The sequence below is a fragment of the Scytonema sp. NUACC21 genome (assembly GCF_054684315.1).
Genome location: NZ_BAAFZH010000108.1, coordinates 1 through 15606 on the forward strand (window position 1 = coordinate 1; position 15606 = coordinate 15606).

Annotated in this window: 18 protein-coding genes; 7 read left to right on the forward strand and 11 right to left on the reverse strand. The window is 45.3% G+C overall.

Annotated features, from left to right (window positions below; genetic code table 11):
- The first annotated feature begins 154 nt into the window (after positions 1-154).
- Positions 155-1471 (forward strand): hypothetical protein, encoded by a 1317-nt coding sequence (locus tag ACYRY3_RS40535; RefSeq protein ID WP_460207492.1) that lies wholly within the window; start codon positions 155-157, stop codon positions 1469-1471.
- Positions 1472-1721: 250 nt separating this feature from the next.
- Here the strand turns inward: ACYRY3_RS40535 and ACYRY3_RS40540 are convergent, their stop codons facing one another.
- Positions 1722-2573 carry a hypothetical protein gene (locus ACYRY3_RS40540; protein WP_460207493.1) on the reverse strand — a complete coding sequence of 284 codons (852 nt, stop codon included), beginning with the start codon at positions 2571-2573 and terminating at the stop codon, positions 1722-1724.
- A gap of 124 nt (positions 2574-2697) precedes the next feature.
- On the reverse strand, positions 2698-3276 hold the full coding sequence (locus ACYRY3_RS40545) for a hypothetical protein (RefSeq protein ID WP_460207494.1): 579 nt from the start codon (positions 3274-3276) through the stop codon (positions 2698-2700).
- Positions 3277-3499: 223 nt separating this feature from the next.
- Between ACYRY3_RS40545 and ACYRY3_RS40550 the strand changes: the two genes are divergently transcribed.
- Positions 3500-3832, forward strand: a complete 333-nt coding sequence (locus tag ACYRY3_RS40550; RefSeq protein ID WP_460207495.1) for a hypothetical protein — start codon at positions 3500-3502, stop codon at positions 3830-3832.
- Between the two features lie 308 nt (positions 3833-4140).
- On the opposite strand, the gene ACYRY3_RS40555 is transcribed toward ACYRY3_RS40550, so the two are convergent.
- From ACYRY3_RS40555 to ACYRY3_RS40595, 9 genes are all read right to left on the reverse strand, one after another.
- Complete coding sequence (locus tag ACYRY3_RS40555) at positions 4141-4647, reverse strand: hypothetical protein (protein ID WP_460207496.1); 507 nt, start codon at positions 4645-4647, stop codon at positions 4141-4143.
- Between the two features lie 55 nt (positions 4648-4702).
- A complete protein-coding gene (locus tag ACYRY3_RS40560) occupies positions 4703-4978 on the reverse strand; it encodes a hypothetical protein (protein WP_460207497.1) in 276 nt (91 codons plus the stop codon).
- Entirely contained in the window at positions 4962-6854 is a 1893-nt protein-coding gene (locus ACYRY3_RS40565; RefSeq protein ID WP_460207498.1) for a hypothetical protein, read from the reverse strand. Before ACYRY3_RS40565 ends, ACYRY3_RS40560 begins: the two co-directional genes overlap by 17 nt.
- Positions 6855-6920: 66 nt before the next feature.
- Positions 6921-7625, reverse strand: a complete 705-nt coding sequence (locus tag ACYRY3_RS40570) for a hypothetical protein (protein ID WP_460207499.1) — start codon at positions 7623-7625, stop codon at positions 6921-6923.
- Between the two features lie 18 nt (positions 7626-7643).
- Positions 7644-8072 (reverse strand): hypothetical protein, encoded by a 429-nt coding sequence (locus ACYRY3_RS40575; protein WP_460207500.1) that lies wholly within the window; start codon positions 8070-8072, stop codon positions 7644-7646.
- Between the two features lie 52 nt (positions 8073-8124).
- Positions 8125-8412, reverse strand: coding sequence for a hypothetical protein (locus ACYRY3_RS40580; RefSeq protein ID WP_460207501.1), 288 nt, complete (start codon positions 8410-8412; stop codon positions 8125-8127).
- 15 nt (positions 8413-8427) lie between these two features.
- Entirely contained in the window at positions 8428-8592 is a 165-nt protein-coding gene (locus ACYRY3_RS40585; protein ID WP_460207502.1) for a hypothetical protein, read from the reverse strand.
- Positions 8567-9838, reverse strand: a complete 1272-nt coding sequence (locus tag ACYRY3_RS40590) for a ParM/StbA family protein (RefSeq protein ID WP_460207503.1) — start codon at positions 9836-9838, stop codon at positions 8567-8569. The genes ACYRY3_RS40585 and ACYRY3_RS40590 overlap by 26 nt, the downstream gene beginning before the upstream one ends.
- 267 nt (positions 9839-10105) lie before the next feature.
- On the reverse strand, positions 10106-10276 hold the full coding sequence (locus ACYRY3_RS40595) for a hypothetical protein (protein ID WP_460207504.1): 171 nt from the start codon (positions 10274-10276) through the stop codon (positions 10106-10108).
- Between the two features lie 396 nt (positions 10277-10672).
- Between ACYRY3_RS40595 and ACYRY3_RS40600 the strand changes: the two genes are divergently transcribed.
- The 5 genes from ACYRY3_RS40600 (at position 10673) to dnaB (ending at position 14739) form a co-directional block, all read left to right on the forward strand.
- Positions 10673-10852, forward strand: a complete 180-nt coding sequence (locus tag ACYRY3_RS40600; protein WP_460207505.1) for a ribbon-helix-helix domain-containing protein — start codon at positions 10673-10675, stop codon at positions 10850-10852.
- On the forward strand, positions 10849-11151 hold the full coding sequence (locus ACYRY3_RS40605; protein ID WP_460207506.1) for a hypothetical protein: 303 nt from the start codon (positions 10849-10851) through the stop codon (positions 11149-11151). Before ACYRY3_RS40600 ends, ACYRY3_RS40605 begins: the two co-directional genes overlap by 4 nt.
- Before the next feature lie 817 nt (positions 11152-11968).
- Positions 11969-13084 (forward strand): hypothetical protein, encoded by a 1116-nt coding sequence (locus ACYRY3_RS40610; RefSeq protein ID WP_460207507.1) that lies wholly within the window; start codon positions 11969-11971, stop codon positions 13082-13084.
- 76 nt (positions 13085-13160) lie between these two features.
- Positions 13161-13367, forward strand: coding sequence for a helix-turn-helix domain-containing protein (locus ACYRY3_RS40615; protein ID WP_460207508.1), 207 nt, complete (start codon positions 13161-13163; stop codon positions 13365-13367).
- Positions 13360-14739: a replicative DNA helicase gene (gene dnaB, locus ACYRY3_RS40620; RefSeq protein ID WP_460207509.1), complete on the forward strand. Its 1380-nt coding sequence runs from the start codon at positions 13360-13362 to the stop codon at positions 14737-14739. Before ACYRY3_RS40615 ends, dnaB begins: the two co-directional genes overlap by 8 nt.
- Positions 14740-15606 lie beyond the last annotated feature (867 nt).

Sequence of the window (15606 nt, forward strand, 5' to 3'; positions counted from 1 at the left end):
GCTATTCGCTCTCTTGAGGACGAACGAGATGATTTACTTCTTAACAAGGAAAAAAATAAGCAAAAAATTGAAAATCTTGAAAAGGCTATTGAATATTTGAAGAACGCATTAAAGAGAAACCAAGACTTACTATAACCAATTTCTCCATTTGTTTATGTCCGCTCTAATTAATTGGGATAATGAATTTTCAGAAGCCTCTCAAAAAATCACCGATATTCATACAAGTTTTGATAGGCTTCGTAAAGCTCAACAACAAGAGTCAGACGAACTCCTAAAATTGCAAGAAGAGGTAATTAGTTTAGCTAAAGCAATAGAAGTTTCTGAAGAATCGGTAGAAAAAATATTAAATGCTAGTAGACAAACATCTTCCCAACCGAATAAATTACAATGGGATGATGAATTTTTCTTGAAATACAATCCCTCGGTTATTGAAACTAGAGTTAAGGAAGAAGTCTTTAGAAATCCAGACACTATACCTACTTTATCTAGCTTGGATTATGCAATTGTTGGTATAGCTGGTTTAGTTGCTACTCTTCTTGATTTTTTAGTCGTAAAAATTCCTAAAGACATTAACTATTTAGGAATATACCAGCAAGAGGGAAGTAACTTTACCAAGTGGTTAAAAACATTCGGAATTGATGAAAAAGGAGAATTATCTCAATTCTTAAAGTGGTGTGAAGATACTTGCAAAGTTTCTTACGACCAAAGTCTTAATTCCAATATTAAAGGATTTAACCCTAGAAGTCATAGGCTATTAAGTCTTGGTCACGATCCGCTATTTGGTCTTATATTTGGTACTTTGGACATTCTTAATGGCACAATGACTGCTTTTGACATCAATGGTAAACTTCATATTTTCAAGACATTTGATATGCCGTTGGCAGATAAGGCTTTTGCTCCTTTCATCTGGCTAGGACATATAGTTTCCGATATGTGTACTAAAATGGGCGTTCCTATACCAGGCTGGGCATTTCTTCAGCTTATACAATTTGGCTCTTTTGGGTCGGATAAGAAAACTATTGCGGATATATCTAGATGGATGTATCTCAATGGTTATGATTTAAGGCACTTTGTTACAATGTCTCTTCCTGTAGCTGTCATCGAATTTCTTGTGAGAACTTATCATTATTTATCATCGTTAGACAAACCAGAACAGCTTCAAAGCTCTCTTTACACTTCTGTTGCAGAAAAGGAACTGGCTCAAATTAAATCAAATCTCAAACTTCGTAAAATGTTGCTTTTAGCTCATGCTACGGCAGCAAGCGGAAATGCTTTAAAAGTGTTTGCTAACTCAGGTAATCCTTTAGCAATTAATCTGAGTCAATGGATTTTTTTAATAAAAGAAAGCGTAAGAATGATACAGGCAGTTACCAGAGATACAACACCGGAAAAGATTATTCGTAACCGGGAAAAAATCAATGGGATTTGGCAGGAAATTACCAAGATTAATCTTGAGCAAATTAATATTTAACTCAGCTTTTCCAAGCTATATTGATTTTTGGGAAATAGCCAAATACTCTAGTATGCGTTCCTGTTAAATTTGTGAAATTTAATTATCGCCTAAAAACTCTACGATGTGAATTTTGCTTTTTGTATCAGTAGCATTAGCTCACCCTTGTGCTGTATCGTTGGTCACGGTCATTGGTTATTAGCTATTAGTGGTTAGTTGTTAGTTATCACTGGGAGAGGTTCCCCAGTGTTTTTACTACACAATTAGTACATTAAGCAGCTGCCTGCTGTGCTAACGACTCCTCAACCCTCCTTGCCACAGTTTGGGGCAACCATTCCAGATCCGAGGTGTCGCCCGAATCGCTGCAAAACTTGGTAATGATTGCGGGCAAGTTCTCTACAAACTTGGTTTTGGTCTTGTTATCTGCGCCTTTCGCCATTTCCCGCAAGATTTCAGCCTTTGTGCTAGGGGTATAACCTTGCAGCACAGCCCGGATTTGCGCCCAAGTCTTGAAATTGTAGAGTTCTCGTGCCGTCTCTTGGATTTTGGAGTAGGGGACATCACTGACAGGGATGACTTTCTGTACTGGTTCATCCAAACGACTTAAAATCGCTTCTACTTGCTCTTTAAGATAGGTAGGGATGCTGTAAAGGTCTTTCATGTACGCTTTACCATTCGCGTTGATGAATGTTGCAATCTGACCGGGTAACCTAGTAGCCAAGCTTTCATCTCGCCGGAGCGCTTCTACCAAAGCTTCTGGGTTTGTCAGGGCGAGCGATCTCATCTCATTCCAAGTCCGGCACTGTAGGATTTGCTCTTGTTTGTCAGTGGGGAGGATGGATGCGGGTGCTTCTGACTCAGTGATTTCCGGTTCCTCCGAACCCCACTCCTCATCCTCTACGTTCTCTACTAGATTGACCCATTGACCGACACCCACAGCTTGTACCAATGCTTGTGATACCTCATCCTCAACATCGGCATCAAATTTGGTTGCGGCTTCGCGCAGGCGTGCGATTGCCTGTACTGCTTCTTCTAACTGAGCTTCGAGGGTGCGGTAGGAGTTGAGTTGTTCGGTTAGTTGTTGGATTTGGGATTCGATGGATTGAACTTTTTGTGCAAACATTGGTTGTACTCCTTTATCAATAAATCACAGTTGGTTTTGGGGAAGAGACGCTGCTGCTGTGGTAGGTTGGCAGCGCCTTTTAAGATGACAGAAGAGAAAATTGGCTCTAGGGTTTAAAACCGTCTTACGCTGTCTTACGCTGTCTGCCACGCTTTTTGGGTGCTACTGTCTGTACTGCTGTCTGTACTTTTTTGGATTTACCTTGGCTCTTGGGTTGAAAAGCTGGTTTAGCGGGTGGCAGTAACAACAAGGTGGGTAGTGGCAGTGGTGCAATGCTATCGATTGGAGCAAACGTAGTTTCTAGCTCCCAAGGGTCAGACAAAGGTGCATAGTTGAGTCCTGCATCCCAAGGTGCATCGAAAAATTCATCCAAATCTTGCTCGCTCAATTCGTAGCTTGTATCAATAATTGGCTCTTGCTCATCTTCGGTAGCAGGAACTGTCGCAACCGCAGTGGAGGTATGGAGGGGTGCAAAAAACTCTTCTAGTTCGTCTAGTACCCGCTGTTGTTCGCTTGTGGGTGTTAACTCAGGGCGAGCCATGATTTCGCCAAGGGTGTACTTGCGTGGTGGTGCTGGTGGTACTGGTGGTGCTGGGGGCTTTGGAGTAGCTAGGGCGATTAATCCAAGAATGAAATCTGCAATCATTAGGGCAAAGAATGCGGTGGGAATGGCGATGGTAGCGATGTTGAGTAAGTCTTGCATGGAAAGAAAATCCTATGTAGTGTAGTGGGCTTGAGGCGAGCGCCCTATGTCTTACGCTTTTGTTTTACATTATAAGGTTTTGTCTTACAAAATCACAAGGGGGTTGTAAAACAGAATTTCTTATGTGCCTTCCGCTCTTGTAATACGCTTTGTTTATCTGTCTTACGTCCCTCTCTCGCCGTAAGATAATGTAGTCTTACAGTAAGACGAAAGAGGTAAGACTATGGCTAATAAACTGCTAAATTTCCGGTGTCCTGACGAGTTGCTTGCCGCCATTGATGAAGTGGGGAAACAACGATACCCCAACTCAAACAGTGATAACGGGTACGATCGCACAAAAACCATACTCGATTTACTGCAAGCGGGCATCCAAGCTTTGAGCGATGGGACAGTGTTCGTGACCATCAGTAAGACAGAGAGTAAGACGGCTGATAAGACAGTGGACTCGCAACAATTGAAAGCTGAACTGATGACAGAGGTAAGACAATTGTTGGACGACGTAAGACAAGAATTTGATGAAAAATTACTAAGAGCGTTGGGGGAGTTGCTAGCCTGAGGGAGAATCCCCAATCTCACGGGCAGCCTAGGGAGGAATTAGAGGGGACGAGCGATAAGCAATCGCTTTTTGCCGTGCGTGAGCGCGTACTCAAGAACTGGCGGGTAGCAAAGCGAGCCGAATCTAGAGAGCGTATAGCAGAAGCGCTAGACAAGTTTATTGCTGAAATTTCTACACAAGAACTATGACCTTGTTCAGTGGCTGAAACAGAATTTGCAGGAGTAATGCTTGTGGCAGTGGTTTACTCTCCCAATTTTTCAGAATTTTGAGAGAGTAACAGCCCAGGCGTTGTAAGAACCCTCTGGTAATCAGTTGCCCAAGAAGTACTTTTGCACGGCTTTGACTTGTTGGCAGTAGGCGCTATCCCTCTGCTGTTGGTAACAAGCTACTTGGGTAAAGCTGGTTGCAAGGTAAGCCAGGGTTCCAAAAAGGATGATTTGTATCACTCCCTCGCCTATAACACCGAGGTTTCGCTGTCTGCGTCGTTCGGCTAACCGGGCTTGGGCAAGCTCTTCTTTGTGCAGCTGCTCGAAGATTGCCAGGGCAGTGAGTGTGTCCTCGGTTGGTTTGCCGGACATCGCGTCCTGGTACAGTTTGGCTCTTAAACCTGCTACGCGAGCATCATTGCTAATGAACCCATTGGTTACAAGCTCGCTCTCACGCTTTAACAACAATTGTTCGTGCTCCCTCTCCTCCTTTGCCCACTGCCCACGGCTGAATTTATAAGCATCCACAAAGCCTTCAACAGCGTCACTGGTGAAGGTTCCCAGGTTGCGGAAAAGAGTTACGAGGTTAACTTTAGTGTTCTTAGACATGGTTAAATCCTAGGTAGTTGATTTTTGATTGTCTAGTCCCAGAGATTGGGGCTTTTTAAGAATTTGTGTGAACGTTGTTTGTATGAGTGCATTGAGCTTGTAAAGCAGCCAGCAGCGATTCAGTCTCCTCAACGGATATGCCTTGCAGGTTTTTTACCACCTCTTCAATCTTTAGATCTGGGCAAAAACTTTGTTCTGAATCAAAAAGGGCGTCTTCTAGGCTGTGCTCTTCTCCTACCAAGTCCTTGCCTAATAGGTAGTGGCTGAGGATTACCCGTATTTTCAACGTCTGAGAACGATTCAACTCTAACTGATTAAGATTTAATCTCATAACCTAAATTTTCGCTACCGTTCAACTTTCCACCTTCTACGAGTGAGTTCAAAGCTTCTCGCAACTGTGTAACACTCGGGTTCTTTTCCCACTTTCGGCTCTTTCTGATTGCTTCAAACTTTATAGGCTTTGAGATTGCAGAGCCTACAATCTCCACAATTTTCTCCAGGTCAGATTCATCAAGTGGTTCCTCTTTTATAGGCTCAGGCTCAGCGACTTCTTGCTTAAAAGCACTTTCAAGTTGTGAGATAACATCTTTGGGTGCAAGTTTTTCGCCCAGGGGAATGGTAGGTGTTGGGGGTGGAGGTGCAGAAGCTGTGTGATGCTTATAAAGTTCCGGGAACAGCTTAAGCAGTGTCCTAGCTGGGTCTGGCTGCCCGTTATCCGGGTTCAATTCTGTTTTTAGCCAAGTGGGTATAGCGCCTAATTCACCCCCTTTAATTGGTGTTCCAAAGTTGTCAGGATTGGCTTTGAAATATTCGCCACTAGCAACGTTAATCTTTCGCAAACCAGAAGCGTTTACTGATTGAGCAACGCATCCAATAAAACTGACTGATTGTTTAAAGGTGTCCGCCAGCCCCGCCGTGGCTTTACCCACAACCGATGTTAAGTTAGACCCGTGTAGAACAATAATGAGCGTCCCGCCACACTTGGCAAAACGAGTAAGCAAGTATTGAATTGCCCAAGTGCGCTCGCCTTCCTGAAGCAGTGACAAAAGCCGCATAGCTTCATCGATGACTAGGAGTAAGTTCTTGTGACTGTAGGGTAGTGAGCCTTCCAACCCCTTAAGAAAGTGAAGCAAATCTTCTGCCACACGCCCATCTGCCGTATCTGCATCTTTGCTTGGGAATTTTAAAGCGCTGGTGAGGTTGCTTGCAAAAGGGTAAACGTCAACGCCCGCCGTAAAGTACTGCGTGTTTAAGCTAGGGTCAAGAGCTTTAGATAGTGTTGCCAGTATAGCTGCCAAAGTGCCCTTCCCACCCCTTTGGGTACCAGATATTGCAATCACTTGTGAGCTCATCATTTCATCAATTTTGAAACCACTTGCCCGCAAAGCTTCTATTACAGCGTTAGCTCGTTCGCTCAAAGGCATTGCGGCTAATGCTTGCGGTGAGATCTCGTTAGCTGTGTTGGCTGGGTTTAGGGCAGGCTGGTTTTGTGCGTGGGGTAGGTCTACAAGGTTGGGTTTTGGCAAGTCCACAAAGCGAGGGACTACAGTCTGTTGAATTGCTCGAACCTCCTCAACTTTCACCCTACTGTCAATGGTGACGGTTTGTAGGTGGGTGTTTAGTTGGTCTTTTTTGGGGAGACTTCGCCCAGAGAATTTCTCAAACCAACCCAACAGCCAGCGATAAGCATAGAAGCGCTTTCCTGGTTCTACCTGTGTTAGGTAATCAATTACCGTCTCAAAGTAGTCACTGTAAAGAAAGACGTACTCTTGGGCACTCTGCCGTGGCAGAAATTTGATTGTTTCGGCTAAGTGGTTGATTCTGTAATCCTGTCTTGCGTCGTAATCTCCAACACGGGAGAGAGCATCCAAAAAGTTACCTCTTACAAAAGGCAGCGGTGCAATTTCTTTGGTGCGGTTGTAATGCTCCACAACAAACCACAACCATGCTGCACCTCCAATCATCCCACCAACCAGCATGAACGGATTGACGGCATAACAGACAGTACCAACACCAGCAGCAAGCAGTCCCAGCACACGAGCTGCATCCGCTTCGTTTTCTGCGGCTTGTGCCTGTTCTAATAGCTGGTCCTTCCTCTCCTGCAACCATTCTGCTACCCTTCCGGCTTCAAGATGACTCAGGGAAGGGTAAAAACTACGTAAATGTTCGGTTTCTCGTGTAGTAATTTTGGGGATATTATTTTCCATGATTTCCAAGTCTGAATTCCTTGCAGTTGAGTATCCCCTTGGGGTTGTTTCCTTGGGGTGCTGTTTTTAGTCTTTGGTCAATCGCCAGACTGCATAACCAATCTCACCAGCTAGCATTGTACCGATGTTAAATAAGATGCACAGAATAATTGTTGTTGGCTCAGTATAAGCAAAAGGGTTTCTGGCTGCAAAAGTTGTTACCATGTCGAACACCCAGACTGCCAAACTGATAAAGCCCGTGGAGTTGCGATCGCGCATACCTGCTGTTTTGTAGTCCTTCCAGAGCTCCCCCACAAGGTCAATCTTTCCACTGGGCTTGCTTTCCAAGTCATAAACCATGTGGTCTTGAAGTTCTCTCCGTGCTGAGTCTGGGTTCTTTCCCCGCAAAGCGTATGCTTCCACTACCTGCAACCCTACTGCTATCAAGAAAGCTAGGTAGAAGAAGGGATTGAATACTGCTAATGGAACATTTGTCCATGTCCAACTAGGTTCAAACCAGCGGAAAAGGGGGCGCTGTTGAAACACTGTTTGCCAGATGCTATCAGCACTGATAGCAGAACCTAAAATGAACAATAGCCCACCTACAACCGCTCGCCCAACACCACCATTGCCAACAAACTGAGCAACGATTGCAGCTGCAAACCTAATGGGCATTCCTATAATCAAGACAATCAGTTTGGCGAAAAAATCAATGATTTGCCCTATTGACCGCTTGGGGGGTTGTTTGTCGCCTTTGCTAGAACTACCTTTTGAATCCGAACTAAAAGCCATTATTTTTCTCCTTATTTGTTATTGGTCTGGTCTACTTTCACAGGCATTAGGATATTTATGCTTCCATAGCCAATAATTGCCTTCTATACGTCCGATGCAGACGCTAGCACTGTCGTACACGTAAACAACTGCATCGGCACTGTACCCGGTTGTATCTGGCTTGGGGTCTCGTTGTGGGTTGTCCAAGTATCGCCGTACTCGCAGTCTTGTAGCATTTGGGGCAATGCCTGCCTTGTACAATTCCTCAGCGGTCTTGGCACGTTGGGCGATGCGCTCTCGCTCTAACTCTTCCTGAGATTGCAGCTTCTGTGCAAGCAATTCCATCTCTGCTCTAGTTCGTTGAGCCTCTGCATATGCTCCTACTTTGGGGACTAGGGACACAATCAAAGGCATTGCACACACCCCAAGACCGACAAGTCCCAATCCTATTTGCTTTTGGTATACCATCGCTATCGCCTTTAATGTTGCAATGCCCCATAGTTGGAATGGGGCTTTGTTGTTAGAGCATATTTTTCAATTGGGACTTAAGCTGATTAGTGATTGCGTCCATCAGGGACAGCTTTTCGCCAGCCGAAAGCTCAAGACATATGCGACTCATGGCATTCTCAACCTCTTCACTAACTCCCTCTGCTTCCGCGTCGTGGAACCACAAGTGGTATCCGATCCGGTACAATAACCAACACTTTTCCGTTGGGGTCATGTTGCCGAATGTTGAACCGAAGAAATCGATCATCTCTTCAATGAGTCCGCTATCAGATGCGGCGTAGTATCCTACAGGCTTGGTCATTCGGTAAATCCTTTTTTATGCAGTCTTCATGTCTTGCTCAAGTCGTTCCTGTACTGCCTTCTCCAGTACTTTTCGCAACCAGTAAGCTGGTGTTTGACCATCCTGGTCTGCAAGCATTCTGATTGTTGGGGCTAGCTCTTTGGGTATGTCCCAGTTAAGCCGCTTGTTCAAGTTCTGCATTGGTAATCTCCTTTTGTTCGGTTACGTAAAGTCTTTTCAGTTCTGCCAAAGCAACCATTCCAGGGTCGGGAGCTTCGATTAAATGCTCTGGCGGTATGCCTTGGCGTAGCATTTGGTCACGAATCAAGTGCTGTGCGGGCTTGATGGCGAATCCTCCACCACACAAAACAACCGGATATCTACGAGCGCTCGTGCCTAGTGACTCAAGAGCGAAAGTAAGCGGACTGTCCACAATCCAGTTTTTGATAGCGGCTTCTAGTGCAAGCCCGATGTCACGTCCATCTGGGGCAATAGCCGATACTTTCCCATCCTCAAACTTGGCTGTCTCCAGTACTTCCCGTAGCTGGCTGGGCTTGATAACCTTGGCAGAATCAGTATTTGCAACTGCTTTGGCAAATTCCTTGATTAACTGCGATACTCCACCACCACCATTTGGCTCGTGGGCAACACGCTTGGGCAGTTTGCCAAGGTTGCTGTATTCACTCACACAGGCTGTTCCATAGCCAATGTCAAAAGTAAATAATGTAGGGGGTTCTAATTTGGTACTTTGTCCGTACAGTGCAGCCCCATAACCCTCTGGGTAATTAAGAGTGTCTTTAGAGAAGGAAAGCCGATACTTAATCCCGTCTACAACCATCCACTTGCATTGGCTGATTGCTTTTTTGAGCGTTAAAGGATTGGCAAGCGAGAGAGTCACCAAGCGGATGGTCAATGCTCTGTTTTTCTCGTTGGTTCCGGTGGAGTATTGGTACAGGTTGGGTAGTGATGCGATTGCACCAAGGGCAAGGATTGGGAAATAGCGTACTTTGTTGTCGTCGTCATCTGACATCGCTATCCATTCAGCACCTTGGAGTTTGGCTGAGCGACCAACCACCCAATGTTCAACCTTATCTTTTAGCTTGCCTTCTACCTCTACCTTTTCCCGACTCATGCTAAAGGCTCCCATCTCCCCAAAGGGTGGGGAATCGACCTCACACACAATCGAGTCCAGCACGATAGAAGATGCAGCTACGCCGTTAACAATGGACATAGCCTTAATACGAGAGCGCCCACAGTCCATCACAATGATGATTTCTTGTTTGGGGATGCTCATACGCGGCTTTCTGGTCTTGACTGGGTTCTCCGTGTCCTCAGTGTTTTCTGTGTCTGCTGTAATCTGTGCTGCTTCAACTGTCACATCGCTTTCTGGGGGGTCTTGTACTTCTGTGGTCGTTGGTGTCGCTGTATCGTCCTTTTTTCGTGGCATTGACTTGACTCCTTATTAAAAATTCTCGGAACTGTCACACAGGACAGGCTCAGTAGATGTGTTCTAGGCACTACATAGCTTTCTGATTGGTTTTAGCTTGTTCCTAAAATTGGTGACAATTAAAAATCTGCCCGTTCCGGAGTGTTCCAGAGTGCTGGAACAGTGATGGAACGGTTGGAACAGTGGAACTCTAACAGGTGTGGAACGGTTTCGGAACAGGGTTTGGAACAGAGTTTGTCACGGGGCAGGAACAAGTAAAAAGCGTGACTAGGAATTTTGGCTGCCCGTGTTTTGGGCTGTGGCAGTTTCGATAGATTTTTGCTTCTCAATGGTCTTCAGAAGAATGTAATTGACTACTTCGCCGTCGTCTTGGATGCCCAACTCAAGAGCAAGAGCCTTGATAAAAGGGTGCAATGGCTGTCTGATTGTTACTCGCATAATCCCTGTGAATGTAGATGAAGTAAATAAACCCCACTACCGCCCGCAGTTGTCCACGTTTGCAATGTCGTTTCTATCGTTCCGTTTACCCGTATTCTGCTGGATCAATAACGATGTGGGTGATTCAATTTTCGTGGTGAGCGTGGTGTGACAACAAAAAGTTGTCACATATAAATGCAACTAAAAAAAGTAGTGAGAAATTTAGTTTGTGGACAGACGCTTGACCGAACATTGCAATCAACTGGATAACTTTGCGTTTTATGCCTGTTGTGGTCGTTTGTGCCTGACACTTGCTAGTATAGACAACAGTGTTCTCTAGTGTCAACACCTGTGCCACGGTGATGGGAAAAATGTTTCCAGTGTCATAATATGGGGACAAAGTGGTAACAGGTGAACATGACTACTAGGCGACCGCGAGTAGCATTTATATGCGATGAAGAAGTTAAGGAAATTCTTTATGAGTGGGCAACAGACGAAAACAGAACCGTGAGCAATTTAGTTGAGTCCATTGTCTTGGATGCGATTAAGCGCACAGGACGCGATCGCAAGGGAAATAAAAAGGAGAAAAACGAATGACCAACACCCCAGAACAACCCCCATCTATCGCTGAACGCCTAGACCGCCTAGAAGCAATCTTTGCTGACATGGCTGACGTAGTCCTTTCCCAAAGTGAAATTGTTTCTCGTCACGATGCAGTGCTAACCAGACTGGAGGAACAAACTGCCAGGAATGCAGCTGCAATCGAAGCGTTAACAGCAGAAGCAGCCCAAGACAGGCAGCTTGCAGCAATTGACCGCCAAACTTTTCAAACCGAAATTAGGCGAATTTGGGAATATCTGCGCGACCGTAATGGTGACAGCAGTCCACCCCAATAAAGTGGGAGCTTTCGCTACTATTTGCTATGGCGTAAAAAATTTATTCTCTCGCTTCCACGCAAACCTTAGCAGTGATATGGTTTTGGCACATCGGCTAGTTGTGGTATTCGCGTACTACAGATGCGGACTTTTCCCACTCTTGAGCCAGAGTCTATATGCAGAAAATCAGATTTCTGTCAACAGAGCAGCATCAGAAGAACTACTTATTTTCTACGAATTTGTTCTGATTTTTTGCCAGAAAAAATAAGAAGTTTGTTAGATGTCTTTTTCTACACTAAGGGCATAGTATGGATCAACTAAAAGGTAGAAGCTTACTTAAATCAGGAGGTGAGTGTTATGAAATACCGCAAACAAAAAACCCAGCTGCGACAGCCACCTTTCACAAAAGGTGGCTCTTTGGCTGGTATGATCTTGATTACAAGTAAATCAAGAACCGGGCGTTCAATTTTCTTCTGTTACCCAATCAGTTGTGAGCCGTCCAAAGCAACTACTGTTAGGGTTTTCGACGAAGTAAGCTGAATCCCGTAATCTTGGGGCGGGTGCCCAATGAGTCGGTTGTTGACCCGAGAGCTTTGCCTTGCGGGTTACTCTTTGGGGTCGTCTATTGACTATCTTACAAGGTTCTGTCAATCTTGTTGCTTTCGGCTGCCATTTTTTTGGGAGAGAAAGGGATAAATTTTTGAGCACACCTTTTCATTTAGTTGAAAAATCGCAACTTGTGGAAGAAATGAGCGCTCGCAGGCAATCTTGCAGTAGATAAGAGTTTTTGACGCACAAACCCGCTCCAAATCCAGAAAACAAGGAATGGAGCAAAAGGATGAATTCTTTACCAGACAATTCAAGAAACTCTCCCCACTTTAAGAAGCAGCAATTCTGGCAAACACAAATAGCTGAATTGCGGATGCTGTATAAGAAGAAGTGGGTTACGGCAACTGGCTATCTGTACGGGCTCATCAAAATTTTGCGTCAAGATGGCTGGTGGTTGCGATTTGACACTAAAGAGTTTGCCCAACAGTACGGATTTACTAAAACCAGCCTTTATAGAGCTATGACTGCCCTCGCTGCTGACCCTGATATTAATTTTGAATGGTCAGCTAAAGAAATCAGGGTGCGGTTTGGCGCGACCAAGCCGTCAAATTCGACCTCAAGCGCTGAAACTATTGAAAATCCGTTAGTTTATTCTCAACAAGGCTCGCTTGTTCCACATTTGTCACAGAATTCCCAAACTTGGAACACAGGAACCAAACTTGGAACACAGGAACCAAACTTGGAACAGCCGCAGCCCGAAGCGCCCACACAGCAAGGTGTCGAGCTTTCTTCCAGATATTTAACAGATATTAAACAAACACATACAGATAGCGCCCTTGCTGACGCAACCCCGCTACCCCACCCGGAAGATGTGTGTTTTAAAAATAATGAGGAAGAAAACAGCCCGAACCAATTCCCTTGTCTTGGTTCGGGCACCAATGGAAACCAATTCCCAAATCCTGGAATCACCCCCAAAGCAAATGACCAACCCTCAGGGGCTAACAAAATTAATTCTGAAGACCAAAGTTCCGCCGCGCCGTCTGAGAATAATTCTCAATCGGGATGGGAATGCCCAAATCCGAGGATGCGGCGTGAGTTCATGGCTTGGCTAGCTCAAAGCACCCCATTTATCCAGTCCTCGGCTCACGCGGCTAACTGGTGCCATAAAAACCCAGAAGACGCCAATCTGCGCTGGGATGACTTCATGCGTGAGAAGAAAAAGACTACCGATTTACACGCTGCCTTTGCTGGTTGGGTAAGCGAGCAGCATGAGATGCTGGTTAGGCAGTACAAGTCCCTTAAAGAGGACTCCCAATGGCGGTTGGAAAATTTTATAGCTCGGAACGCTGCTTGGGTGACTTGGGTTAATAACAATCACCCTGAATGGTTGGCGGATGGCGCATAATATTTCCACTTGGCGGAACCATCGAGATTGGCTATGGTATAGTCACTACACATAGTTCTGCTCAACGGAACCATTCATGATACGAAACAAAATAAAACAGTTCGTTGACGCTCGCGGACTGACACCTTATCGATTTTGGAAAGACACCAAGCTCGGTAAAGCTACTGCATATGAGCTTTATAACGATTCAGAGCGCGTTCCTGACAACGAAACGATACGTCGTATTCGTACTGCCTACAACTGTAAAACATCAGACTTAATTGAGGTTATTGACGATGACTAGTACTGACGATTTCCAATTTTCATCTATTGACCGCTTGCCACCCCAGGCTGTTGACGTTGAAGAAGCTATTCTAGGGGGTATTCTGTTTGACCCTAACGCTTACGAGCGAGTAGCTCCCAGGTTGAAGCCCGAAATGTTTTACATCACTGCTCACAAGGACATTTACAGGGCATTCCAGGCACTTGTTGAAGATGGCTTGCCTACAGATATGTTGTCCACCATCAATTGGTTGAGCGATCGCAATTTGCTAGACCGTATCGGTGGCAGAAACAAGCTTGCGACTCTGCTAGACCGTACAGTAGCTGCTATCAATATTGATGCCTTGGCTCAATTGGTTGTTGAGAAGTACATCCGACGCGAACTGATTCGGGCAGGTAACCGAGTTGTAGAGCTTGGGTACCAAACCGAGACCGATTTAGCGACAGTGGTAGACCGGGCTGAGACTGCGGTTCTTGACCTCACAGGTGATTTATTTGGTACTCATGAGCCCGAAGCGCTAGGCTCTATTATGCCAACTATTTTTCAGAAGATAGAGGAACGCCATAATGGTGCTACGCGAACGGGCATACCTTGTGGGTTTTATGACCTGGATGCCATGTTAGGCGGTTTTAAACCGGGCAAGCTTTACGTAGTGGCTGCCCGTCCTGGATGTGGCAAGTCTGCTTTTTTAGGCAACTTGGCAGTGAACATGGCTGCTTCTCAGGATCTGCCCTCACTGATTTTTAGTTTGGAGATGGACAAGGAAGAGTGGGGTGAACGGCTTTTAGCTGGCGAAGCACTTATTGATAGCGGGTACCTGCAATCTGGCAAGATATCAAACACTCAATGGGAACCCCTAGGAAGGGCTATTGGTAGATTGACCGATATGCCCATCTATATTGATGATGACCCCTACACCACTTTTTCCAGTGTTCGGCACAAGCTTAAGCGACTCATCGCCCAGACCCAAGCAGAGTCCCGGCAAAGGTTTGGGATTGTGGGTATTGACTATTTAGGATTGATGGCTGATGTCGATCAGGAAGGTTCTGCAAACCTGGCTTACTCAATTGGCAAAGTGACTAGGGCACTAAAGCAACTGGCTCGTGAATGTCAGGTACCGATTGTTCTCCTAGCTCAACTTAACAGAGGGGTAGAAGGTAGACAGAACAAGCGCCCAGTATTGTCTGACCTACGTGACTCAGGCAGGATTGAGGAAGATGCGGACGTGGTTTTGATGCTTTACCGGGACGAGTTGTATAACCCCGACTCTACCGAAACTGGTATTGTGGAGGTAATTGTCACAAAAAACCGTGGTGGTGCCCAGGATACAGTGAAGCTACTGTTTGATGCTCAGTTTACTAAGTTTAAGAACTTGCAACGCTCCTACCTTTAATACGCAGCAGCAACGCATCGGTGTTGCTCGTGATGGTGAGCGATCTACGGTCTTTAAGGGCATTCACCCTAAACCAGTTGCAGCGAAGCGACGACTGCTCGCTTTTAAGTCGTGTGATTCTACAAAAATCGTGTAGCGAGCAGGCGGCAACTGGTGCAGCGGGGGAGTCCTGAGGGGGCGGCTTGGAGCCCCCTCGCGCCACTAGTGGGCTGACTCAAAGTCGTGTGGTAGGTCAGTATTTGGGGAAGTTCCAAGTGTGGCTGGGTGTTCCCCTATTGACCTGGGATTCCACCTTTGAGGGTGAACTGCTTTGCCCATTTCCCAAATATGGGGGATGTATCTAGTAGGTAAAGATGGCGCTCGTTCTCCCTACCCGTGCAAGTTGCACAGTAATTGTCAAGTTGAATTGCTGGAATTGATAACGTTTATCTGGAATAATAGTTTGTACATTTGTATATCTGTACAAGTACTATTTCTATATCGCCATCTCTGTAAAAGCTATGCACGTTCTTAACGAAAAGTGCATAAGCTGGTTCTGCTTGCACCTATGAGAATATAGGTTTGTACATTTGTCATTTTGTGCAAATAATATTTATATCCATTATCATGTAGCGCCAATTATCAAATCATGAAATGTGATGCGGGTGCAACATGGAAAACCGTGTAGATAACTACCTGAAGCAAAAACAAAGAGGCTTAGAGGCGATTCTAGAGGGCGTATTTCCCAAAACCTTTGTTGCTACAGATTCCTTAATGTGCGGTGGATTTAGGTAGGATGTCGTGAAAGTGAAAATGATTTGCAACCGGAATCAATCTTTCGCCTGCTGTAGAATATGGTAATTATTTTTGTGTAAGAAAGCAAATTGC